The following is a 21807-nucleotide window of genomic DNA, read 5'->3' on the forward strand; positions in this document are numbered from 1 at the left end:
CAGGCTTCGACCCGGCGGCTGGGTTACACTGCCGCCCTCACTGAATGCACCGCAGGACGATCATGCAAGAGCAGACCCTCAACATCACAAAACTCGTCCATGACAATATTGACGGACTGAGCGCCGAAGAACGCGCAGGGCTGAAGAAGCAGCTTGCAGATGCGCTGCAAGCGCTTGCCGCCGCAGCCGAGCCCTTGCCGAGCGCAAGGTTGCAGCTCGACGTCGCCGAAGTGCTGAACGCGCTGGAGCGCGGCAAGGAAGCCTGGGACATCGCGCGCGAAGCGTTCTTCACCTGCATGCAGCAGGAAGCCTGGGCGGATGCGGTGGAAGCCTGCGATGTGCTGTTTCAGGCAAAACAAGCCGAATCGCTGGCCGCGCTGGGCATGGGCATCTGGCTGGCGGTGACCTTCCCGGTCGATCCGGAGCTGACCGTGGCCCTGCTGATCCACGTCGTGGACGAGACCCCGAACGACTCGGACGGCGCAGCCGTCGCGGCGATCACCGCGCGTTACGTGGTGGATCTGCGCGCCGACGACGCGCAGCACGAGAACCTGTCCTTCCTGACCGGCCATCTGCTGGCCACCGTGGCACAGCGCCACGGCAACGTGCAGGGCCAGGCAGCGATGGACAAGTGGCTGGAAAGGCTGCAACTGCGCGACCCGCAGGTGTTCCTGCCGCGCCTGGCCGGGGTGGTTGACCGGCTGGTCGGCGACCGCTGGTGGTTCGACCGCGACGCGCTGCGCAACCGATTGCCGCGCTAGTGTAGTGTTGCACGCTATCTGGAACTTATGCCAAGGTGCGGGAAGCCCTTGTGGGTCGGGTTTTAACCCGACATGTCGGACTGAAGTCCGACCCACAAAGGTTCGCAATAAGTATCGTTAAGAGTGCAGCACTACACTAGAATGACTGCATTGTTATTCGCAGACTCATCATGGTCCCCCATCTCACCACCGCACTCAAAGGCCCGCTGCTTGATCTGGAGCGGCGCTTCCTGACCGAACAGCCGAGCATCGAGCGCTGGTTCCGCACCCAGTGGCTGGAACACACGGTGCCGTTCTACGCCTCGGTCGATCTGCGCAACAGCGGCTTCAAGCTGGCGCCGGTCGATACCAACCTGTTCCCCGGCGGCTTCAACAATCTGAACCCCGATTTCCTGCCGCTGTGCATCCATGCCGCGCAGAGCGCGATCGAGAAGATCTGCCCCGAGGCGCGCGGCGTGCTGCTGATCCCCGAGAACCACACGCGCAACCAGTTCTATTTGCAGAATGTGCTGATGCTGAAACGGGTCCTGCAACAATCCGGCTTAAATGTGCGCGTCGGCAGTCTGCTGCCGGAGATTACCCAGGCCACGGACATTGCGCTGGCGGATGGCAGCACGCTCACGCTGGAACCTATCTTGCGCAAGGGCAATCGCTTGTCCATCGGCGATTTCGATCCCTGCGTGGTGTTGCTGAACAACGACCTGTCGGCGGGCGTGCCCGAACTGCTGCGCGGTCTGGAGCAGAACGTGTTGCCGCCGCTCCAGGGCGGCTGGACCACGCGGCGCAAATCCAAACACTTCGCCGCGTACGATCACGTGGCGCAGGATTTCGCCGCCTTGCTGGATATCGATCCGTGGCTGGTCAATCCGTATTTCGATGTCTGCGGCGAGGTGGATTTCCATGCGCGCACCGGCGAGGACTGTCTGGCCGCCAAGGTGGATGTGGTGTTGCAGAAGATGCGCGCCAAGTACGCGGAATACGGCGTGAAGGATGCCCCCTTCGTGATCGTCAAGGCGGATGCCGGCACCTACGGCATGGGCATCATGACGGTGAAGGATGCCAGCGAAGTGCGCGATCTGAACCGCAAACAGCGCAACAAGATGGCGGTGGTGAAGGAAGGGATGCAGGTCTCGGACGTGCTGATCCAGGAGGGGGTCTATACCTTCGAACAGATCAACGAGGCGGTGGCCGAGCCGGTGGTGTACATGGTGGATCACTTCGTGGTCGGCGGGTTCTATCGGGTGCATACCGGGCGCGGCACCGACGAAAACCTGAACGCGCCCGGCATGCATTTCGTGCCGCTGGCGTTCGAGAGCAGCTGCACCCTGCCCAATCCGCATAGCGCGCCGGACGACACGCCCAACCGTTTCTACGCCTACGGCGTGGTGGCGCGCCTGGCCTTGCTGGCGGCCTCGATCGAGCTGGAGGAATTGACTGCGTGAGATTAAAACCATTTACCACAGAGACACAGAGACACAGAGAAAAGCAAGAAACAACGCTGCCATTTTATTCACGTTTTTTCTCGAATACACCGGCCACGTCCCTGTTCCCGGATTGGTTTTCCTCCGTGTCTCTATGTCTCTGTGGTGCGCTTTTGTTTTTATTGGCGGGTTGCAGCAAAGAACCGTTCTATCAGGAACAGGCTTACGTTTTCGGCACCATCGTCGAGGTCAGCATCTACGGCGAAGACGAGACCAAGGCGCGGCGCGGCACGGCGGCCGTACTGGCGGAATTCCAGCGGCTGCACGACATGCTGCATGCCTGGCAACCTTCCGAGCTCAGCGCGTTGAACACCGCCATCGCACAGGGCAAGACCTTCAAGGCCACTCCTGAACTGGTGATGATGTTGCGCGATGCCGCCGGTGTCTCGCAGCAATCCGGCAACCTGTTCAACCCCGCCATCGGCGGCCTGATCCAGGCTTGGGGCTTTCAGGCGGACGACTTCAAGCCGGTGCTGCCCGATATGCGCAAGGTCGCGACGCTGCTCAAAGCGGATCCCGAAATGGGCGATCTGGTGTTCAAGGGCGCGCAGATCGGCAGCCGCAACCGGTCCGTCAAATTCGATCTCGGCGGCTATGCCAAGGGCTACGCGCTGGATCGCGCCGCAACGTTGTTGCAGGCACTCGGCATCCGCAACGCGCTGATCAACATCGGCGGCAACGTGCTGGCGCTGGGCGCGCACGGCGATCGCCCCTGGCGCGTCGGCATCCAGCATCCGCGCAAACCCGGCCCGCTGGCAACCCTGGAATTGCACGACGGCGAGGCCATCGGCACCTCGGGCGACTACCAGCGCTATTTCGAGCTGGGCGGCAAACGTTATTGCCACATCATCGATCCGCGCAGCGGGATGCCGGTGCAGGGCGTGCAGGCGGTCACCATCCTGACGCGCGGGGCGCATGCCGGCCTGCGCTCGGATGCGGCCTCCAAACCCCTGTTCATTTCGGGTTCCGCAGGCTGGCGCGCGGCGGCGCGGCAGATGCAGCTCGACGATGCGCTGCTGATCGACGGCGCCGGCGCGGTGCATCTCACCGGGGCGATGCAGAAACGGCTAGAATTCACGGACCGCAATACGGTACGCAGTGTCGAGCCATGAATCCCGAAGACCCATTGCAGCAAAATATTCGGCGCACCACCGGCTTGCACGCGTTGCGGAAAATCCGCGCGCAGGTCGAGACCGAGCGGGCGGATGAGGCTTTCAAGGCCGGCATGCTGCGCTGGCTGGGAAGATACGGGTGGGTGGCACTGCCGCTCCTGGCGGTGCTGGTGGCATATGGATTGGGAGTCGTGTGATGGCGGGAATTCTGGTGGTGGCGCACAACGATCTGGGCAAGAGCCTGGTGGATTGCGTCAAGCACGTGCTCGGCGCGGTGCCGAACAATGTGCGGGTGCTGTCGGTGCGTGCGAATGATGACCCGCAGCAAAAACTGGCCGAGGGGCACGCACTGGTGCGGCAACTGGACCAGGGCAAGGGCGTGCTGATTCTGGCCGACATCTACGGCGCCACCCCGAGCAACGTCGCGCGCCGGCTCTGCCACGCCGAGCACATCATGGGCGTCGCCGGCGTGAACCTGCCCATGCTGTTGCGCGTGGTCTGCCACCCCAGCAAGACCATGCCCGAGATGGCGCAGATCGCCATCGAGGGCGGGCGCGAGTGCATCGTGCCGATGAACCCGGAAGAACAAGGATAGAACCATGCAACAACAACAGGCCCAGATCATCAACAAGCTCGGTTTGCATGCGCGCGCATCGGCCAAGCTGTCCCAGCTCGCCACCCAGTTTCCCTGCGAGGTCTGGCTGTCGCGCAACGGCAAGCGCATCAACGCGAAAAGCATCATGGGCGTGATGATGCTGGCCGCCGCCAAGGGTTCGACCATCACCATCGAGACCGGGGGCGAGCGGGAACAGGAGGCGATGGACGCCTTGCTGGCGCTGATTGCAGACTTCTTCGGGGAAGGCGAATGAGCTTCACCCTTCACGGCCTGCCGGTCTCCAGCGGCATCGCCATCGGGCGCGCGCATCTGGTCTCGCACACTTCGCTCGAGGTGGTGCATTACGTGTTGCCCAAACATCTGGTGGCCGAAGAAGTCGCGCGACTGGAGGCGGCCTTGCAAGCGACACGCGATGAGCTGACCGCCCTGCGCGCCAATCGCCCGCAACAGGCGGCGGCGGAGTTCGACGCCTTCCTCGATCTGCACCTGATGATCCTGGCCGACGAACACATCAGCCATGCCGCGCTGGAAATGGTGAAGAACGAGCACTGCAACGCGGAATGGGCACTGAAGAGCCAGATGGACGCGCTGGTCACCCAGTTCGAGGCGTTCGACGATGCCTATCTGCGCGAGCGCAAGACCGATGTGATCCAGGTGGTCGAACGCATCCTGAAAATCTTGGGCGGTCATCCCGGCCATGTCCCCCCTGAACCCCAGCACGAGGGCGAAACGGTGCTGGTGGCGCACGATGTCAGCCCCGCCGATCTGATCCAGCTCAAGCCGCACCAGTTCTGCGCGATCCTCACCGATCTTGGCGGGGCCACTTCGCACACCGCCATCGTTGCACGCGGCCTCAATACGCCGTGCGTGGTCGGCCTGCATCACGCGCGCGAACTCATCAAGGACCGCGACATGCTCATCGTCGATGGCGAGCAGGGCGTGGTCATCGTCGATCCGGACAAGAACATGCTGGCGGAGTACCGACTGCGCCAGAGCGAATGGGCGCTGGAACGGCAAAAACTGAAACGGCTGAAGACCGCGCGCGCCAACACCCTGGACGGCACCCGCATCGAACTGCAGGCGAACATCGAAATGCCGGGCGATGTGGCCCAGGTGCTGGAAAATGGCGCCGCCGGGGTGGGGCTGTTCCGCAGTGAATTCCTGTTCCTCAACCGCGACGATCTGCCGGGCGAAGAAGAGCAGTTCGAGGCCTATCGCGCCGTGCTGGAAGGGATGGGCGAGCTGCCGGTCACCATCCGCACCTACGACCTGGGCGCGGACAAGCAACTCAAGGGGGCCACCCGTGTCGCCAGCAATCCCGCACTCGGGCTGCGCGCCATCCGCCTGTGCCTGGCCGAACCCAAACTGTTCCGCGCCCAGTTGCGCGCCCTGTTTCGCGCCTCGGTGTACGGCAACCTGAAGATTCTGGTGCCGATGCTGTCCGGCGCATCCGAGATCATCCAGACCCTGCAGATGATCGCCACGGTCAAACAGGAACTGCTGGCAGACGACATTCCCTGCAAACCCGACGTGCCGATCGGCGGCATGATCGAGATTCCGGCCGCCGCCCTGGCGCTCGGCGTGTTCATCAAAAAACTCGATTTCCTCTCCATCGGCACCAATGACCTGATCCAGTACACCCTGGCCATCGACCGCACCGACGAGGAAGTCTCTCACCTGTATGACCCGCTGCACCCGGCCGTGCTGGAACTGCTGGCACACGTCATCGGCAGCGCCAACAAGGCGAACGTGCCGGTTTCGGTGTGCGGCGAAATGGCGGGCGAGCTGGCTTATACCCGCTTGCTGCTCGGCCTGGGGCTGCGCCAGTTCTCGATGCACCCGGCGCAATTGCTCGCCACCAAGCAGCGTGTGCTGACCAGCAACCTGGCGGACATCACACCCCTCGCGCAAAAGATTCTGCGTGCCGATGACCCGCTGAAAATACGCGAGCTGCTGGATCGGCTCAATGCCTAGTGTAGTGCTGCACTCTTAACGATACTTATTGCGAACCTTTGTGGGTCGGACTTCAGTCCGACATGTCGGGTTAAAACCCGACCCACAAGGGCTTCCCGCACCTTGGCATAAGTTCCAGATAGCGTGCGACACTACCCTAGAACTCATACTCGACCTGCATCCTGAAGGTGTGGTTAGGCGCGGCGTTGCTTGCCCCGAGCAGCCATGCGGTGTTGTACTTGATGGCTTGCCGGTTGCGGAGCGCGAACTTGCCGAAGATTGCCGGGCCGATGCGGTGGTTCTGGTCGATCCGTTTGTTCCAGTCGTTCCATTTTCCCATCTCACCGAAGCCCTGTACGCCGAATTCCAGAATGGGTTGCCAGCGGTATTTGGCTTGCCACTGGTAGCCGAGGTTGGTGCCGAATGACTCGCCACTTTCATCCGCCTTTCCGAACGCGCGTTCAAGAAGTAAGTTGCCGTTTAACTGGAGCTTGCCGAATTCGGTCTGGAACAACGGGCCGAGCTTGAGTTCCCACGGTGCATTGCTGCTTAACGGGGCTTCCAGTTCGGTGATGAAGCCGATGTCCACCGGATATTGCCCGGTGTCGGTGAACTGGAATTTGTTCTCCCATTCGACGACGGTCAGGTTTTCGGCCGTCGAAACGATCTCACGCTTCAGGTAGATCTCGGTGAACCAGGTCTCTGAGACACCATAGCCAAAACCAAAGCTGCCCACCTGTTTGTCCGAGCCGTCCGGCTGGCGGGCCGAACCGAATTTCACGTCAAGTTCACGTTCACCATATTCGACGGCGGGGGTGAAGACATAATCCGCCGGCCCGGCGCAGGCGATGCCGGTGTTCAGGGCGGTGGCCAGGCATAGAACGAGCGTACGGAATTTCATGATTAAACTGCCCCTGTGGATGGGGCGGATGAGGGGGTTGAAGGCGTTGGCTGATGGGCGCGTTTAGCCCATTTCATGCCGCTGGCGATGACGACCAATGCGGTGACGTAAAACACTAATTGCATGCCGGCTGGATGCGAGTCATAGCCGATCAGGCTGTGTAGCAACATGCCGGGCAGTCCGTTTTCCGGCAGTGCCGCCGAGGTGTCCCACAGAGGGGCGGCGAGGCTGGGCAGCAAGTCGGCCTGGATCAGGAAATGCGCGGCCTGCGAGGCCATGCCGGCCGCCAGTAGCAACACCAATACGCCGGTTGCGGCAAAAAACCAGCGCATCGGCACGCGCAGAAGCCCGGCATAAATCGTGTAGCCGACCGCGATGCCGAGCAGCATGCCGACCATGCCGCCGAGTATCATTGAGGACTGCCCGCCATCGCCCGAGGCGGCGATGCCGTAGAGGAACAGCACGGTTTCCGATCCCTCTCTGAGCACGGCCAGTCCGACGATGACCAATAGCACCGAACCCTCGCGGTTGCCGTCGCGAATGGCACCGCCCACCCGGCGTGCGTTGGCCGCCAGCGCGGCACCATGCGACGACATCCAGATGTTGTGCCATGCCAGCATCAGCACCGCGATGCCGAGCACGATGGCGTTAAAAATCTCCTGGCCGATGCCGCTGGCCAGCGATCCGATCGCGTCGGTAGACGCAGCGACCACGCCGGAACCCACCAGCCCCGCCAGCAGCCCGGCGGCCAGCCAGCGTCTGCTGCCGGGAATGTTGCGCGTCGCGGCAGCGAGAATCCCGATGATGATGGAGGCTTCCAGTATTTCCCGAAAAACAATGATTGCGGTTCCAAACATGGCGCTCTCCGTGTGTTTTATTGGACTATTGGGCGACGATGACGCCTTGGGCGGTGGTTTCGTGAAATTCTCCGGTGAACGGGTAACGCCCTGGGGCAAGCGGGCCGATGTAAATCGTGGCGGTGCCGTGTCCGGCGATCACTTTTTCCCGGTTCAGCGAATGGCTGTCGAATTCCTCCGGCGTGGCATCCTGATTCTCGATCAGGAGCTTGATCTTCGTGCCGGACGGAACCGTGAGCTCGGTCGGCTGGAATTGATGGTCTTTAATTGTCAGCATATAGTTGGCCGCGTGCGCGGTGAATGGAAAGAGTAGGGTGACAAGCAGCAAGCGTTTCAAGGCAATCTCCTCGGTAATTTAATGCTAATGATAATTGTTCTCATTTGTAATTGCAACCAGTTTCCGGCATAATTCTTCGAACTAAGCGGGAGGTAACGATATGCACCAGCCTGAACACCTCAAGAGTGCCGGTCTCAAATCCACCCTGCCACGGCTTAAGATGCTGGAGCTGTTTGAAAACAGCAAAGAACGCCATGTGAGCGCGGAAGACGTTTATAAGCAGTTGCTCAGCAGCGGGGATGACGTGGGCTTGGCAACGGTGTACCGCGTGCTGACCCAGTTCGAGCAGGCCGGAATACTGGTGCGGCACCATTTCGAAGGCGGCAAGTCGGTGTTTGAACTGAACAAGGGCGAACATCACGATCACATCGTTTGTCTGCAATGCGGCCATGTCGAGGAGTTCTACGATAAGACCATTGAAGCGCGTCAGGAAAAAGTTGCCACCGAACTCGGCTTCACCATCCATGACCACTCGCTTCACATCTACGCGGATTGCAATAAAAAGAAATGCCCGCATAAACGCTAAAGGAAACCGCTAAAGAATGCCGCCCGGAACACATTGACAGCATTTCATAAAACACGGAAACTTCGTTCCGTGCCGATTTGAGTTCAGCTTGCGGGGCACGTTAAACATTCCAGCTAAAGCGAGGTAACCCGCTCTGGCTAAAAGCTGCGCGGGTTTTTCATTTGGAGTGGCTTTGAGTACTTCGGTCGGCATTGTCAAGGCGCAGCGCGCCCTTTTTGATACCCCTCTTGCCTGCAGGAGCGGTGCCGTATTGCCGCAATTCGAGCTGGTCTATGAGACCTATGGCACGCTGAATGCCGATAAATCGAATGCCATCCTCGTCTGTCACGCGCTGTCGGGACATCATCATGTCGCCGGGATTTACGCGGATGACGAAAAAAATGTCGGCTGGTGGGACAACATGATCGGTCCGGGCAAGCCGGTGGATACCGACCAGTTCTTCGTCATCGGACTGAATAATCTCGGCGGCTGCCACGGCTCGACCGGGCCATCCAGTATCGATCCCGCCATCGGCCAACCCTACGGTTCGAGTTTTCCGATGGTGACCGTGGAAGACTGGGTCGCCTCGCAGGCGCAACTGGCCGACCGGCTTGGCATCCGCCAGTTCGCCGCCGTGATGGGGGGCAGCCTGGGCGGCATGCAGGCGATGCAGTGGGCGATCTCCTTCCCGGAGCGGGTGCGCCACGTGCTGGCGATCGCCACCGCGCCGCGCCTGACCACCGAGAACATCGCCTTCAACGACGTGGCACGCAACGCCATCCTGACCGATCCCGATTTTCACGGCGGCGACTTCTACCAGCATGGCGTGGTCCCGACGCGCGGGCTGCGCCTGGCCCGCATGCTGGGACATATCACCTATCTTTCCGATGACGCGATGGCCGGCAAGTTCGGGCGCGGGTTGCGTTCGGGCGAATACCAGTACGGGTACGACATCGAGTTCGAGGTCGAGTCCTACCTGCGCTATCAGGGCGACAAGTTCGCCGCCTACTTCGACGCCAACACCTATCTGCTGATGACCAAGGCACTGGATTACTTCGACCCGGCGCGGCATGCCGGGAACAATCTGGCGGCTGCCTTCGCGCCGATCCGCGCCGGTTTCCTGGTGCTGTCGTTTTCCAGCGACTGGCGCTTCTCGCCGGAGCGCTCGCGCGAGATCGTGCGCGCCCTGCTGCACAACAAGCGCGACGTCAGCTATGCCGAAATCGCTTCGCAGCACGGCCACGATTCCTTCCTGATGGACGCGCCGCAATACTTCACCGTGGTGCGAAACTACCTGGAAAACGTGGCAAGGGAGTGCGCAGCATGAGTCCGGCCATCATCCAATCCCGTCCCGATTTGGCCGCCATCGCCGCCTGGGTTCCGCAAGGCTCATCCGTGCTCGACCTGGGTTGCGGCGACGGCAGTCTGCTGCGCTACCTGCGCGAAACGCGCGCGGTGCGCGGCTACGGCGTGGAGATCGCCGCCGCCAATATCGCCGCCTGCATCGCCAACGGCGTGAATGTGATCCAGAACGATCTGGATCACGGACTGGCGGACTTCGAGAGCGCCTCTTTCGATTGCGTCATCCTGTCGCAGACGCTGCAAGCCACGCGCCATACCGAGACCTTGATGAACGAGATCGTCAGAGTCGGGCGTGAAGGCATCATCAGCTTTCCGAACTTCGGCTACTGGAAGAACCGCTTGCAGATCATCAACGGCCACATGCCGGTGTCGAGACAGTTGCCTTACCAGTGGTATGACACGCCCAATGTGCACCTGTGCACCTTGAACGATTTCGAGCTGCTGTGCGACCACCTGCATATCCGCATCCTGGGTCGTCATGTGATGAACGAGCGCGGCGACGTCAACCTGCTGCCTAACCTGCGCGGCAGCGTGGCGGTGTATCGCTTCAAGCGCGAGGCATGAGCGTCTGGCAACAGTTGTTCACCAAACGCATGTTGATATGCGTGTTCACGGGTTTTGCTTCCGGCTTGCCGCTGTTTCTGCTGTTCAATCTGGTGCCGGCGTGGTTGCGCAGCGAGCAGGTGGACCTGAAGACCATCGGCCTGTTCGCGCTGATCCAGTTCCCCTACACGTGGAAGTTCATCTGGTCGCCGTTCCTCGATCGGTATGTCGTGCCGGTGCTGGGGCGGCGACGCGGCTGGATGCTGCTGACGCAGATCGGCCTGCTGGTGACCATCGCTGTCATGGGCGGCTTCTCGCCGGGCAGCGACCTGGTCGCCATCGCCTGGATCGCTACTCTGCTGGCGGTGTTGAGCGCCACCCAGGACATCGTGCTGGATGCCTACCGGCGCGAATTGTTGAGTGATGTCGAACTCGGCTTGGGCAACGCCATCCACGTCAACGCCTACCGCATCGCCGGACTGGTGCCGGGTTCGCTGTCGCTGATCCTTGCCGACTTTTTGCCGTGGAGCACGGTGTTCATCATCACCGCGCTGTTCATGCTGCCCGGCATCGCCATGACGCTGATGGTGAGCGAACCGCACCGCGCCACGCCGCCCAAGACCCTGCGCGAGGCTGTGGTCGAACCGTTCCATGAATTCATCACCCGCAAGGGCTGGAACAGCGCGCTGCTGGTACTGGCGTTCCTGCTGTTCTACAAGCTGGGCGACAGCATGTGCACTGCGCTGGCGACACCGTTCTATCTGGACATGGGTTTTTCCAAGACCGACATCGGCCTGATCGCCAAGAATGCCGGCCTGTGGCCGTCGATTATCGGCGGCCTGCTGGGCGGACTGTGGATGGTGAAGATCGGCATCAACCGCGCGCTGTGGCTGTTCGGCGTGGTGCAGATCGTGTCCATCTTCGGCTTTGCCTGGCTTGCCTCGCACGGCCACTTCGACACCATCGGCGTCGCCGAGCGCGCCCAGCTCGCCATCGTGATCGGCCTCGAAGCGTTGGGTGTAGGTTTAGGCACCGTCGCCTTCGTCGCCTTCATCGCCCGCACTACCCACCCCGCCTACACCGCCACCCAGTTCGCCCTGTTCACCAGCCTGATGGCCATCCCGCGCACCTTCGCCAACGCGGCGACGGGCTGGCTGGTGGAATCCATGGGGTGGACGATGTTCTTTTTGTTGTGTGCGGTGCTGGCGATACCGGGAATGGTGTTGTTGCTGAAGGTTGCGCCGTGGGGTGAAGCCGGAAACGGTGTGCAGATATGATGCATCGTCACCTGAATCCAGTGGGCATGACGCCTCCCCTTATTACCATTATCATTGCGGCCCTTAACAACAAGAAAACCTTGCAGCACTGTATTGACAGTGTGGCGCGGCAAACGTATCCCAACAAGGAGCTGATTGTTATCGATGGCGGCTCTACCGATGGCACGGTCGATCTGCTGGAGGCCAACCGGGAGCAAATCCGAACCTGGATTTCAGAGCCGGACCGCGGGATCTATAACGCCTGGAACAAGGGCTTGGCACGGGCACAAGGCGAGTGGATATGCTTTCTGGGCGCAGACGATTATTTTTGGGATGGACGGGTGCTGGAGCGGGAGGCTGCACAACTGGAAACACTGCCCTCTGACATCCGCGTGGCCTACGGTCGAATCATGCTGCTTAACAATGAAGGCGTTACGCTTTACCCGGTTGGAGCGCCGTGGGAAAAAATAAAAGGGCGCTTCAGGCAGATCATGTGCATTCCCCATCCGGGCGCAATGCACCGGCGCAGCATTTTTGAGCGGCATGGCCAATTTGATGAAACCTTCCGCATTGCAGGCGATTATGAATTGCTGCTGCGCGAACTGAACGAGGCCGATGCCTTTTTTATGCCGGACATCATCACGGTCGCAATGCGACAAGGCGGCATCAGCAGCACACCGGCAAATTCCCTGCGGCAATTGCGCGAGGTCAGGCGCGCGCAGCGGATGCATGGCCACTATTTGCCGGGACGGTTCTGGCTGATGGCGGCGGTGCGGGTGTATCTGCGGTTAATCATATGGAAATTACTGGGCGAGCGGGTAGCACGAAAAGCACTTGACTGGGGCCGGCGCATGCTGGGCTTGCCTCCGTTCTGGACATGCACATGATGGGGAAATCACGCTGTTCCGGTGCGTGTGGTGATTCCCTGCTTTCGCTGCGCCGCAAGGAATCGGGTCCGGCGCGCGCATGACGGCGGGATTTCTTCAGGCCAGGGTGCCAAAATACGGGTGCCTGCGTGCGAAGGTCGAGGCATTGCAGCACGAAGCAGCGCAAAAAGTTTTGCGGGAGCAAGCGCATGAGTGAAGCGCCAAACAAATCATCCGGCAACGTCGTCTGGCATCACGCCACCGTCACCCGCGCGCGGCGCGAAGCACAAAACGGTCATCGCGGCGCCATCCTCTGGTTTACCGGCCTGTCCGGTGCCGGCAAATCCACGCTCGCCCACGCCGTCGAAGAAACTCTGCACCAGCGCGGATGCCGCACCTTCGTGCTGGACGGCGACAACGTCCGCCACGGCCTGTGCGGTGACCTGGGATTTTCTGAAAAAGACCGTATCGAAAACATCCGCCGCATCGGCGAAGTCGCCAAGCTCTTCATGGAAGCCGGCATCATCGTGCTCACCGCCTTCATCTCGCCGTTCCGCGCTGACCGCGAGCGGGTGCGCGGCATGGTCGAGCATGGCGACTTCATGGAAATCTATTGCGAAGCCCCGCTGGAAGTCTGCGAGACGCGCGACGTCAAGGGGCTGTACAAAAAAGCACGGGCTGGGTTGATCAGCGACTTCACCGGCATCTCTTCGCCCTACGAACCCCCATCGAGTCCGGAACTCACGGTCGCTACCGGCAAGGCAGAGCTCGATGCCTGCGTGCAACAGGTGCTCGGCAACATGATCCACCGCAGCATCCTGAAACAGGATTGAATCCAGCATGAAGAACATCTCCACTGCGGCCGACCTGGCCATCAACGGCGCATCACCCGCATTCGACCAGCCTCTGCATGTCGGCCGCCCCAACATCGGCGACCGCGAAGCCTTTCTCAAATATGCCGGCGAGATGTTCGACCGCCGCTGGCTCTCCAACAACGGCCCGCTGGTGCAGGAATTCGAGCGCAAGGTCGCCGATTACCACGGCGTCAGGCACTGCATCACCATGTGCAACGGCACCGTCGCGCTGGAGATTGCCATCCGCGCGCTGGGCATGGAGGGCGAAGTCATCGTTCCCTCCTACACCTTCATCGCGACCGCACACTCCTTGAGCTGGCAAGGCATCACTCCGGTGTTCGCCGACATCGACCCCGACACGCACTGCCTCGACCCGCAAGTCGTGCGCCGCATGATCACACTGCGCACCACCGGCATCATCGGCGTCCACCTCTGGGGGCGGCCCGCTCCGGTGGAAGCGCTGCAACAGATCGCCGACGAGCACGGCCTGCAGCTGATGTTCGACGCAGCCCACGCCTTCGGCTGTTCGCACCGCGGCACCATGGTCGGCAACTTCGGTCGCTGCGAAGTGCTCAGTTTCCATGCAACCAAGTTCTTCAACACCTTCGAGGGTGGCGCGATCCTGACCAACGATGACGAGCTCGCCGAGAAGATGCGCCTGATGCGCAACTTCGGCTTTGCCGGCCTCGACAACGTCATCCACATGGGCACCAACGGCAAGATGATCGAGGTGGCCGCCGCCATGGGACTGGTCAACCTCGAATCCATCGATAGTGTCATCCAGGCCAACCAACGCAACCACGAGACCTACCGCGCCCACCTTTCCGGATTGCCGGGCATCAGCCTGCGCGGCTTCGATCCGACCGAGCGCAACAACTACCAGTATGTGGTGATGGAGGTGGCCGAGGGCTGTCCCGTCTCGCGCGACCGCCTCATCGAGGTGCTGCACGCCGAGAACATCCTGGCGCGCAAATATTTCTGGCCGGGCTGCCACAACATGAAGCCCTACCGCGAGCTCTATCCCCATGCCGGCTTGGTCCTGCCGAATACCAACCTCGTTGCCGAACGCGTCATCGTCCTGCCCACTGGCACCACCATGCGCCAAGAGATGGTGGAAACGGTGGCTGCCGTGATCCGCACCTCGGTAAAAGGGCGCGCATGAAGCTCGCCATCATGCAGCCTTACCTGTTCCCCTATCTGGGATACTTCCAGCTCATCCACGCGGTGGATGCGTTCGTGGTGTATGACGATGTCAATTACATCAAGGGCGGGTGGATCAATCGCAATTACATCCTCGCCAACGGCGACAGGCAACTCATCACCCTGCCGCTACAAGGGGCCAGCCCGAACAAGCTCATCAACCAGGTCGAGGCCGGTGGCCCGCACAAGATCCTGCAAAGCCTGCGCCACAGCTATGGCAAGGCACCGCACTTCGATGCCGTCTTTCCCCTGCTCGAAGACATCCTCGCGCAGACCGAAAAGAACCTGGCCCGCTTCCTCGATTACCAATTGCGCCGCATCTGCAACCACCTCGGCCTGCGCCCGCAATGGCACATCTCCTCTGCGCTGGACAAGGACAACGGGCTGCGCGGACAGGACAAGGTCCTTTCCATCTGCGAAGAACTGGGAGCCACGCACTACATCAACGTCCCCGGCGGCAAGGCGCTGTACGATCAGCCGTCGTTCGCCGCACGTGGGCTGCAGCTCTCCTTCATCCAGCCGAGGGCAGTGAGTTACCGCCAGTTCGGCACGGGGTTCGTCCCCAGCCTTTCCATCATTGATGTGATGATGTTCAACGACCGCGAACAATGCGCAAGATTGCTTGAGGAGTATGACCTTGTCTGAAGGCCAGGCGCCGCCGATAGGGGGGTATTTTGAACTGGAGATTCCTGCCAGACGGGAGTTGCCACATGCCGGATTGCGGTATTACCAGTCGGCAAGGGCAGCCTTTCTGGCGTTGCTGCGCGCGGGGAGGCCGACAAGGATCTGGATGCCCAGATATATCTGCAATGCCATGCTCGCCCCGCTGGAAAACGTCGGCATCGAATATGCTTGGTATGACCTGACCGATGAGCTGGAGGTCGGCCCAGGGGTGAGACTGGCGAATGGCGAATGGCTGTTGTATGTGAATTATTTCGGGGTGTGCGGCGCGAAGGTCGATGCATTGTTGCATCGATTCTCGCCAGCACAGATCGTGCTGGATTATTCGCAATCGTTCTTCTCACCTCCTCACGGACAAGCCTTGGCTACTATCTACTCACCAAGGAAGTTCTTTGGAGTTCCTGATGGCGGATTGCTCTACAGCCAGATTCCAATTTCATCCCCAGATGAAGTCGATGTCGCATCATTTGCCAGAACGGAGCACTTGATAAAGCGTCTGGGCGACTCCCCAGAGGCCGGGTATGCGGCGTACCAGCGAGCGGAAGAGAGCTTGGCTGACCTAGAACCTAGAACGATGTCTCGCTTGAGCGAACGCATCCTTGCTTCGGTCGATTTCGAATCCGTGCGCCGGATACGCAAAGAGAATTTCAAACTGCTTCATAACCGGTTGGGGGATGATGGCGGCCTGCTGGCGGAAATGGATGAGAGGGATGTTCCTTTATGCTATCCCTATCAAGCAAGGGATGTCGGACTCCGGCATCGTCTCATCAGCAACCGGATATTTGTGGCGACCTATTGGGGTGATGCACTCGACAGACTGACGCCCGACAGGGCAGACAGGCTGGTCAGGAACATGTTTCCCCTGCCCATCGATCAGAGGTACGGCGTAGCAGATATGGAACGCATATCGGCCATCATATTGGATAAGGCATGAGCGAAAAACACAGCACCGAAACAGGGAGAACGGCGTCTTTCTCCAGAAATACCGGATTGGAGTCCCTGTTGAAGGACATCAATTCGAACCTGTGGCTTTCCGAGGAAACACTGCTGGAACAGCAGGGTGGCTTGCAGCACCCGGTGATATTAGTGATGGGGCCGATGCGTAGCGGCACTACCCTGTTCATGCAATGGCTCGCCAACACAGGCCTCGTCGCCTATCCGACCAACCTGCTGTCGCGCTTCTATCAGGCACCCATTATCGGGGCCAAGATACAACTGCTGCTGACCGACCCGCGCTTCAATTTCCGCGACGAACTGGGCGAGTTCGTACAGCAGGCCGAGTACCGTTCCGAAAATGGCAAGACCAAGGGCGTACTGGCACCGAACGAATTTTGGTATTTCTGGCGACGATTTTTGGCCGAACCGGGTCGCGATGTCTGGACGGACGAAGAGTTGAGGCAAAGCATGGATACGCGCACCATGCTGGCTGAGCTGGCAGGCATGATGCAGGTGTTCCAGAAGCCGTTCGCAGCCAAGGGCATGCTGTTTAACTACAACATCCCTTTCCTTGATTCAGTACTCGACAAGGTGTTGTTCATCCAGATCAGGCGCGACCCGGTGGCGAACATCGCCTCGGTACTGGATGCGCGCAAGCGCCAGCTCGGCAGCGAAGAGGCGTGGTACTCGTTCAAGATCCCCGAGTACGAGGAACTGATGACGCTGGACCCGGTCAGCCAGGTGGCGGGGCAGGTGCATCACATCAACCGCGCTGTATCAATCGGGCTGTCCGGTGTGGCCGAACAGCGCAAGTTGGTGGTGCAGTATGAGGATTTCTGTGCGGCCCCGCGCCGTGTGTTCGAAGAATTGGCGGAAAAGTTGATGATGTCAAACGAGAATTACATAGGACCAGAGCGATTCAAAATAACGCGTTCGGACAATCTACCCAATCGTGCCGCCATTGAAAAGAGCAACAGTTTATTCAAACACGATTGACCATCACTTCTGAACAGGATGAGCATGAACAATAATTTTGCATTTGCTTTTCAAGAAGCACTCAAGCGCTACAAGTCGAATGACTGGGAGGGCAATTGGGACTTCAGGCGGTTTGGCCCATTTCTGCCTGTCAGCCCATCTGCAACTTCCAATTTGGGTTTTAGGGCGGAACTGAAAGAGAAAATTAAGACGCTGCTGGCATTTCTTGGCTTGTATCAGCGGAAGACGCTTGTTTCGCTAATTGTAAAAGAGCAGGGCTTGCAATGGCTTTATGAACGTTTGAGTGATGCAGAATCCGGGAAAATTCTGATCGATGTGATGGCGTATCGCGTGCTCGGTCATCGCAAAGTAAAGCTTCCCCTGAACACGCCGGAATATTGGGACAAGCTCAAAGCCCTGGAAGGCAGAGCCAATACAGGGGATTTCATCGATCTCGGGTTTCTGGGGTGGAGGGCTGACCGCTACGATCTAAAGGATGAAGGGTATCCGATCCAGGTATATGCACGCGCGCCGGGCGTGTTCACCCAGTTGCTGTTGCAGCAGTATCGCTGCATTACACCGGATCATGTGATCGAGGTTGAAGCAGGCGACACGGTGATCGACGCCGGCGGTTGTTATGGGGATACGGCGCTTTATTTTGCCCACAAGGCCGGCGAGAAAGGACGGGTATTCTCTTTTGAATTCATGCCTGACAACATCAGAATCTTCACGCGCAATCTCGAGCTGAATCCCGGTTTGGCAAATCAAATTGAGATTATTTCTAATCCATTGTGGTCATCCTCAGGGCAGCGCCTTTATGTTGAAGGAATTGGTCCGGCCGCACACATAACGCCAAGTCCGAAGGCAAGCGACGCAAAACAGGTAGAGACGTTGAAAATTGATGATCTTGTCGAGAACAGACAATTGGCGCGCGTCGATTTCATCAAGATGGACATTGAAGGGGCAGAACTGGAAGCGCTGAAGGGTGCGGCAGAAACAATCCGACGTTACCGTCCAAAACTCGCCATTTCGGTGTATCACCGTTTGCCTGATTTTTGGGAAATTCCGCAGTGGATCGATGGGCTTGGAGCGGGATACCGTTTCCATTTAAGGCATTTCACCATCCATACCGAGGAGACCGTGTTGTTTGCCGAGTCCATTCGCTAATTGCGCAATTGGAAGCAGAACAATATGTCGTTAAAGAAGAACGTCGTCGCCAACTATGCCGGTCAGGCCTATACCACGCTGATTGGTATTGTGATGCTGCCATTCTACCTTGAATTCCTTGGAGCAGAGGCTTATGGCCTAGTGGGATTCTTCACCTTGTTGCACTCATGGCTTGCACTATTGACGGCCGGCGTCTCGCCTACCCTTGCCCGCCAAGTGGCGCATTACCGTGGCCTGGGGGAATTGGGGGGGCGGAAGTTTCGGGAGATGTTGCGGAGCATTGAGCTAATCGTCCTGGGGCTTTCCGCAGTAACTGCTGTGGCGATTTGGCTGGCGAGTCCGTGGTTGGCTACCCAATGGCTGACCGTCAGAACGATCCCCTTGGCGGATGTGGCTTATTGCATTGCCTTGATGGGCATGATGGTGGGGACACGCTGGGGTGTGACATTGTATGCCGCCAGCTTGGGCGGAATGGAGCGCCAGATATGGTTGAATAGTTTCGGCATGCTATTTGCGACACTGCGCTTTGTCGCGGCTTATGTGCTCTTAAAATGGGTAACTCATGATCCGGCGCATTATTTCGAATTCCAATTGGTCGTGAGCATGCTAGAGCTTGCAGTGGTATCGAGAAAATTTTATGCCTCTCAACCGCTGGGCTCGAAGAAATCCGATCCTGGATTGGTTTTTTCGTGGCCTGCCATGCGCGAATTGCTCCCCTTTGCCATGGGAATTTCCTATACGTCGATGCTTTGGGTTTTCATGACCCAGTCCGACAAACTCATTCTTTCACATGTGCTAACGCTGGCTGAATACGGCTATTTCGCTGTGGTCGTGCTGATTGCCAACGGTGTGTTGCAGTTTTCAGCCCCGATCAATCAGGCCATATTGCCAAGACTGACCACGCTTTTATCACAGGGCCGCGAGTCAGACATGCTGACGTTGTACCGCAAAGCAACGCAATACATGGTGGTGGCGGTCGCCACCGTTTCAGGTGTACTTGCGTTGTTTCCACAACAAGTGCTTTTCGCGCTGACCGGCAACCACGAGGCTGCGCAATGGGGCGCGCCCGTACTCACTTGGTTCGCACTCGGGAATGGCATCCTGGTCGTCGTCGGCATGCAATATGTGCTGCAGTACGTGCATGGCAAGGTGCGGATGCATGTGATCAACACCACGATCAATGCCGCAGTGCAAGTGCCGGTACTCGCGTACGTTGCGTTCAACTACGGCGCGGCAGAGGTGGCGCTGACGTGGTTCGCAATCCGATGCATCACTTTTTTCATCTGGCCGGCAGTGGTACACCATAAATTCGCTCCAGGATTGCACTGGAAGTGGCTGGGCCGGGACGTTCTTTTTCCGCTGGTTGGAGTAATTCTGGGATTGTCATTGACACAATGGTGCGTAACTTGGGTACCGGGATTATTGGTCGGGCGATTGCAAATTGCCGGTGTTTTAGTGGTTACAGGTATTTTCGTCTTGTTTTTAAGTGCTTTGTTCGCCAGTGATGTCAGGACTATGTTGTCACGGCTGATTGGGAGTGACAGGAATGCGTGACTTTAATCTTGTGAGCGGTAATCCAGCTCCAATGCCGCCGCCTTTGCCTGTTGAAGATGAAATAATCGCCAGATGGGGTGCCGGGGCCGCCCCGTTGGTCAGTATTTGCTGCGCAACATACAATCATGTTTTGTATCTTCAAGACGCATTACAGGGTTTTCTGGCGCAAGAAACCCATTTCCCTTTCGAAATCATCATCCGGGATGATGCATCGACCGATGGAACAGTTGATATAGCGCGGGAATTTGCGGCCAAATATCCGCGCATCATTCGAACGATTTTTGAACGGGAAAACCAATATTCAAGGGGGGTTAGACCTAATCCCGCAATGGTTCCTCACGCCAGGGGAAGTTATATTGCGCTATGTGAAGGTGATGATTACTGGATTGTCACCGACAAGCTGGAAAAACAGGTCGCACTTTTGAATAAGTGTGCAAATTGCAGTATGTGTGTTGCGCAAACAGTTGTATGTAAATACGAGAACAACAATTCGGTCTGTGAGCGGATTCTTGGGACAGAAAAGGACTATCTGGACTTTGAAGATATAAAGCGAACGTACGTTCATACTTCGACATATCTGATCAGGACTGATTTTTACAAGAAGGCGTTAGATCAATATGCAGGCAAAATCGGATTTAGTGATACCGCATTGCGGTACATCCTTGCCGATATCGGGCCATTCGTTCAACTAAAGGAAATCGTTTCAGTATATAGAGTGACCGGGGGTGGCTTGTGGACTTCACTGGAAAGAACAAAGCAGGTGGAGTGGGAAATTGAGCTTGCAGAAAGCTTCTACGCTAATTTCAATCCGAAGTATCGGACATACTTTAGTGGTAAGTTATATCAACTATATAGACTGATATTGCAAAGTGGCGTGTACTCATTTAACCAGAAGGGTGCCTTAAAAAATTATTTACGATATTTGCATTTCGCACTGAAATTCTGGGCAAAAACAATTTTCTTGAAATTGTTAAGCTATATAAAATGAGCTGAAGGATAAAAAGCATGTCCGCTTTCCATGAACGATCTGATGTGCAATCAACAAATGTTGGTAATGGCACTCGTATCTGGCAGTTCTGCGTGGTACTGGCGGGTGCGAAGATAGGTAGCAACTGCAATGTGTGCGCGCATGTGTTCATCGAGAACGATGTGGTGATCGGTGACAATGTCACTATCAAATGCGGTGTGCAGCTTTGGGATGGTTTGCGGGTTGGTAATGGAGTATTCATTGGTCCAAACGCGACTTTCACTAATGACCGCTTCCCGCGCTCCAAGGCCTATCCGGAGAAGTTTCAGCAGACCCTGATCATGAATGGCGCCACGATCGGAGCCAATGCAACAATTCTGCCGGGTATAACCATCGGCGAGAATGCCATGGTCGGTGCGGGCGCAGTTGTGACCCGCAACGTGCCACCGCATGCACTGGTGATGGGCAATCCGGCCCGAATCGTGCGCTATCTGAATGGAGAGAATGATGCTTGAGCATTGCCGCATGATTGACTTGCCGAAGATTCACGATCCTCGTGGAAATTTAACCTTTATCGAAGGTGGCAACCATATCCCTTTCGACATCCAGCGCGTGTATTACCTTTATGACGTGCCGGGTGGAGCGGAGCGCGGCGGGCATGCGCACAAGGGCTTGCAGCAGCTCATCATCGCCATGTCAGGGAGCTTCGACGTGGTGCTGGACGATGGTAAGGAAAAGAAACGTTATCACCTCAACCGTTCTTACAACGGCTTGTATGTCTGTCCGATGATCTGGCGCGAACTGGACAATTTTTCCTCCGGCTCGGTATGCATGGTGCTGGCGTCCAATCGTTACGATGAAGGCGATTATTACCGTGACTATGGCGAATTCATGATGGCCGTGGCTGCCGTCAAAGGATGAGC

At 58.3% G+C, this 21807-nt stretch carries 25 protein-coding genes and 1 riboswitch; of the genes, 22 read left to right on the forward strand and 3 right to left on the reverse strand.

The window, feature by feature from the left end; all coding sequences use genetic code 11:
- Positions 1 to 62: 62 nt before the first annotated feature.
- The 7 genes from ACKTSJ_RS02075 (at position 63) to ptsP (ending at position 5944) form a co-directional block, all read left to right on the forward strand.
- The gene (locus tag ACKTSJ_RS02075) at positions 63 to 761 is read left to right on the forward strand and encodes a hypothetical protein (protein WP_407896901.1); all 699 of its coding nucleotides are present in this window, start codon (positions 63 to 65) and stop codon (positions 759 to 761) included.
- Positions 762 to 931: 170 nt separating this feature from the next.
- Positions 932 to 2203 carry a glutamate--cysteine ligase gene (gshA, locus tag ACKTSJ_RS02080; RefSeq protein ID WP_407896903.1) on the forward strand — a complete coding sequence of 424 codons (1272 nt, stop codon included), beginning with the start codon at positions 932 to 934 and terminating at the stop codon, positions 2201 to 2203.
- A gap of 152 nt (positions 2204 to 2355) precedes the next feature.
- On the forward strand, positions 2356 to 3354 hold the full coding sequence (locus ACKTSJ_RS02085) for an FAD:protein FMN transferase (RefSeq protein ID WP_407896905.1): 999 nt from the start codon (positions 2356 to 2358) through the stop codon (positions 3352 to 3354).
- Positions 3351 to 3551, forward strand: a complete 201-nt coding sequence (locus ACKTSJ_RS02090; protein WP_407896907.1) for a hypothetical protein — start codon at positions 3351 to 3353, stop codon at positions 3549 to 3551. The genes ACKTSJ_RS02085 and ACKTSJ_RS02090 overlap by 4 nt, the downstream gene beginning before the upstream one ends.
- Positions 3551 to 3949 (forward strand): PTS sugar transporter subunit IIA, encoded by a 399-nt coding sequence (locus ACKTSJ_RS02095; protein ID WP_407896909.1) that lies wholly within the window; start codon positions 3551 to 3553, stop codon positions 3947 to 3949. Before ACKTSJ_RS02090 ends, ACKTSJ_RS02095 begins: the two co-directional genes overlap by 1 nt.
- 4 nt (positions 3950 to 3953) lie before the next feature.
- The gene (locus tag ACKTSJ_RS02100; protein WP_407896911.1) at positions 3954 to 4223 is read left to right on the forward strand and encodes an HPr family phosphocarrier protein; all 270 of its coding nucleotides are present in this window, start codon (positions 3954 to 3956) and stop codon (positions 4221 to 4223) included.
- On the forward strand, positions 4220 to 5944 hold the full coding sequence (ptsP, locus tag ACKTSJ_RS02105; protein ID WP_407896913.1) for a phosphoenolpyruvate--protein phosphotransferase: 1725 nt from the start codon (positions 4220 to 4222) through the stop codon (positions 5942 to 5944). Before ACKTSJ_RS02100 ends, ptsP begins: the two co-directional genes overlap by 4 nt.
- Positions 5945 to 6080: 136 nt before the next feature.
- Here ptsP and ACKTSJ_RS02110 read toward each other — a convergent pair whose 3' ends face one another.
- From ACKTSJ_RS02110 to ACKTSJ_RS02120, 3 genes are read right to left on the reverse strand one after another with little or no spacing between them, the layout of a single operon-like run.
- Positions 6081 to 6824: a hypothetical protein gene (locus ACKTSJ_RS02110; protein ID WP_407896915.1), complete on the reverse strand. Its 744-nt coding sequence runs from the start codon at positions 6822 to 6824 to the stop codon at positions 6081 to 6083.
- 2 nt (positions 6825 to 6826) lie between these two features.
- Positions 6827 to 7681 carry an FTR1 family protein gene (locus tag ACKTSJ_RS02115; RefSeq protein WP_407896916.1) on the reverse strand — a complete coding sequence of 285 codons (855 nt, stop codon included), beginning with the start codon at positions 7679 to 7681 and terminating at the stop codon, positions 6827 to 6829.
- 25 nt (positions 7682 to 7706) lie between these two features.
- The gene (locus ACKTSJ_RS02120) at positions 7707 to 8018 is read right to left on the reverse strand and encodes a cupredoxin domain-containing protein (protein ID WP_407896918.1); all 312 of its coding nucleotides are present in this window, start codon (positions 8016 to 8018) and stop codon (positions 7707 to 7709) included.
- 100 nt (positions 8019 to 8118) lie between these two features.
- On the opposite strand from ACKTSJ_RS02120, the gene fur reads away from it, so the two are divergent.
- From fur to ACKTSJ_RS02195, 15 genes are all read left to right on the forward strand, one after another.
- Entirely contained in the window at positions 8119 to 8544 is a 426-nt protein-coding gene (fur, locus tag ACKTSJ_RS02125) for a ferric iron uptake transcriptional regulator (RefSeq protein WP_407896920.1), read from the forward strand.
- 59 nt (positions 8545 to 8603) lie between these two features.
- Positions 8604 to 8678: riboswitch (SAM riboswitch) on the forward strand.
- A 38-nt stretch (positions 8679 to 8716) separates the two neighbouring features.
- A complete protein-coding gene (locus ACKTSJ_RS02130) occupies positions 8717 to 9850 on the forward strand; it encodes a homoserine O-acetyltransferase (RefSeq protein WP_407896922.1) in 1134 nt (377 codons plus the stop codon).
- On the forward strand, positions 9847 to 10449 hold the full coding sequence (gene metW / locus ACKTSJ_RS02135; RefSeq protein WP_407896924.1) for a methionine biosynthesis protein MetW: 603 nt from the start codon (positions 9847 to 9849) through the stop codon (positions 10447 to 10449). The genes ACKTSJ_RS02130 and metW overlap by 4 nt, the downstream gene beginning before the upstream one ends.
- Positions 10446 to 11705, forward strand: a complete 1260-nt coding sequence (locus tag ACKTSJ_RS02140) for an AmpG family muropeptide MFS transporter (RefSeq protein WP_407896926.1) — start codon at positions 10446 to 10448, stop codon at positions 11703 to 11705. Before metW ends, ACKTSJ_RS02140 begins: the two co-directional genes overlap by 4 nt.
- A complete protein-coding gene (locus ACKTSJ_RS02145; RefSeq protein WP_407896928.1) occupies positions 11702 to 12571 on the forward strand; it encodes a glycosyltransferase family 2 protein in 870 nt (289 codons plus the stop codon). Before ACKTSJ_RS02140 ends, ACKTSJ_RS02145 begins: the two co-directional genes overlap by 4 nt.
- Before the next feature lie 188 nt (positions 12572 to 12759).
- A complete protein-coding gene (gene cysC / locus ACKTSJ_RS02150) occupies positions 12760 to 13383 on the forward strand; it encodes an adenylyl-sulfate kinase (protein ID WP_407896930.1) in 624 nt (207 codons plus the stop codon).
- Between the two features lie 7 nt (positions 13384 to 13390).
- On the forward strand, positions 13391 to 14566 hold the full coding sequence (locus ACKTSJ_RS02155) for a DegT/DnrJ/EryC1/StrS family aminotransferase (RefSeq protein WP_407896931.1): 1176 nt from the start codon (positions 13391 to 13393) through the stop codon (positions 14564 to 14566).
- On the forward strand, positions 14563 to 15249 hold the full coding sequence (locus tag ACKTSJ_RS02160) for a WbqC family protein (protein ID WP_407896933.1): 687 nt from the start codon (positions 14563 to 14565) through the stop codon (positions 15247 to 15249). Before ACKTSJ_RS02155 ends, ACKTSJ_RS02160 begins: the two co-directional genes overlap by 4 nt.
- Complete coding sequence (locus ACKTSJ_RS02165) at positions 15242 to 16219, forward strand: hypothetical protein (protein ID WP_407896935.1); 978 nt, start codon at positions 15242 to 15244, stop codon at positions 16217 to 16219. The genes ACKTSJ_RS02160 and ACKTSJ_RS02165 overlap by 8 nt, the downstream gene beginning before the upstream one ends.
- Complete coding sequence (locus ACKTSJ_RS02170; RefSeq protein ID WP_407896937.1) at positions 16216 to 17217, forward strand: sulfotransferase; 1002 nt, start codon at positions 16216 to 16218, stop codon at positions 17215 to 17217. Before ACKTSJ_RS02165 ends, ACKTSJ_RS02170 begins: the two co-directional genes overlap by 4 nt.
- A gap of 24 nt (positions 17218 to 17241) precedes the next feature.
- Positions 17242 to 18363, forward strand: coding sequence for an FkbM family methyltransferase (locus tag ACKTSJ_RS02175; RefSeq protein ID WP_407896939.1), 1122 nt, complete (start codon positions 17242 to 17244; stop codon positions 18361 to 18363).
- Positions 18364 to 18387: 24 nt separating this feature from the next.
- Complete coding sequence (locus tag ACKTSJ_RS02180; RefSeq protein WP_407896941.1) at positions 18388 to 19917, forward strand: lipopolysaccharide biosynthesis protein; 1530 nt, start codon at positions 18388 to 18390, stop codon at positions 19915 to 19917.
- Entirely contained in the window at positions 19910 to 20905 is a 996-nt protein-coding gene (locus ACKTSJ_RS02185) for a glycosyltransferase (protein WP_407896943.1), read from the forward strand. Before ACKTSJ_RS02180 ends, ACKTSJ_RS02185 begins: the two co-directional genes overlap by 8 nt.
- A 17-nt stretch (positions 20906 to 20922) precedes the next feature.
- Entirely contained in the window at positions 20923 to 21399 is a 477-nt protein-coding gene (locus ACKTSJ_RS02190; RefSeq protein WP_407896945.1) for an acyltransferase, read from the forward strand.
- 10 nt (positions 21400 to 21409) lie between these two features.
- Positions 21410 to 21805: a sugar 3,4-ketoisomerase gene (locus tag ACKTSJ_RS02195; RefSeq protein ID WP_407896947.1), complete on the forward strand. Its 396-nt coding sequence runs from the start codon at positions 21410 to 21412 to the stop codon at positions 21803 to 21805.
- The last annotated feature ends 2 nt before the right edge of the window (positions 21806 to 21807 follow it).

Origin of the sequence: Ferrigenium sp. UT5 (assembly GCF_045866295.1) — a bacterium.
Taxonomy (GTDB): Bacteria; Pseudomonadota; Gammaproteobacteria; order Burkholderiales; family Gallionellaceae; genus Sideroxyarcus.

Excerpts from the sequence above, each read along its gene's own strand:
- ACKTSJ_RS02075 (WP_407896901.1), top strand. The coding sequence starts at position 63 with ATGCAAGAGCAGACCCTCAACATCACAAAACTCGTCCATGACAATATT.
- gshA (WP_407896903.1), top strand. The coding sequence starts at position 932 with ATGGTCCCCCATCTCACCACCGCACTCAAAGGCCCGCTGCTTGATCTG.
- ACKTSJ_RS02090 (WP_407896907.1), top strand. The coding sequence starts at position 3,351 with ATGAATCCCGAAGACCCATTGCAGCAAAATATTCGGCGCACCACCGGC.
- ACKTSJ_RS02095 (WP_407896909.1), top strand. The coding sequence starts at position 3,551 with ATGGCGGGAATTCTGGTGGTGGCGCACAACGATCTGGGCAAGAGCCTG.
- ACKTSJ_RS02100 (WP_407896911.1), top strand. The coding sequence starts at position 3,954 with ATGCAACAACAACAGGCCCAGATCATCAACAAGCTCGGTTTGCATGCG.
- ptsP (WP_407896913.1), top strand. The coding sequence starts at position 4,220 with ATGAGCTTCACCCTTCACGGCCTGCCGGTCTCCAGCGGCATCGCCATC.
- ACKTSJ_RS02110 (WP_407896915.1), bottom strand. The coding sequence starts at position 6,824 with ATGAAATTCCGTACGCTCGTTCTATGCCTGGCCACCGCCCTGAACACC.
- ACKTSJ_RS02115 (WP_407896916.1), bottom strand. The coding sequence starts at position 7,681 with ATGTTTGGAACCGCAATCATTGTTTTTCGGGAAATACTGGAAGCCTCC.
- fur (WP_407896920.1), top strand. The coding sequence starts at position 8,119 with ATGCACCAGCCTGAACACCTCAAGAGTGCCGGTCTCAAATCCACCCTG.
- metW (WP_407896924.1), top strand. The coding sequence starts at position 9,847 with ATGAGTCCGGCCATCATCCAATCCCGTCCCGATTTGGCCGCCATCGCC.
- ACKTSJ_RS02140 (WP_407896926.1), top strand. The coding sequence starts at position 10,446 with ATGAGCGTCTGGCAACAGTTGTTCACCAAACGCATGTTGATATGCGTG.
- ACKTSJ_RS02145 (WP_407896928.1), top strand. The coding sequence starts at position 11,702 with ATGATGCATCGTCACCTGAATCCAGTGGGCATGACGCCTCCCCTTATT.
- cysC (WP_407896930.1), top strand. The coding sequence starts at position 12,760 with ATGAGTGAAGCGCCAAACAAATCATCCGGCAACGTCGTCTGGCATCAC.
- ACKTSJ_RS02155 (WP_407896931.1), top strand. The coding sequence starts at position 13,391 with ATGAAGAACATCTCCACTGCGGCCGACCTGGCCATCAACGGCGCATCA.
- ACKTSJ_RS02160 (WP_407896933.1), top strand. The coding sequence starts at position 14,563 with ATGAAGCTCGCCATCATGCAGCCTTACCTGTTCCCCTATCTGGGATAC.
- ACKTSJ_RS02170 (WP_407896937.1), top strand. The coding sequence starts at position 16,216 with ATGAGCGAAAAACACAGCACCGAAACAGGGAGAACGGCGTCTTTCTCC.
- ACKTSJ_RS02175 (WP_407896939.1), top strand. The coding sequence starts at position 17,242 with ATGAACAATAATTTTGCATTTGCTTTTCAAGAAGCACTCAAGCGCTAC.
- ACKTSJ_RS02180 (WP_407896941.1), top strand. The coding sequence starts at position 18,388 with ATGTCGTTAAAGAAGAACGTCGTCGCCAACTATGCCGGTCAGGCCTAT.
- ACKTSJ_RS02185 (WP_407896943.1), top strand. The coding sequence starts at position 19,910 with ATGCGTGACTTTAATCTTGTGAGCGGTAATCCAGCTCCAATGCCGCCG.
- ACKTSJ_RS02190 (WP_407896945.1), top strand. The coding sequence starts at position 20,923 with ATGTCCGCTTTCCATGAACGATCTGATGTGCAATCAACAAATGTTGGT.
- ACKTSJ_RS02195 (WP_407896947.1), top strand. The coding sequence starts at position 21,410 with ATGATTGACTTGCCGAAGATTCACGATCCTCGTGGAAATTTAACCTTT.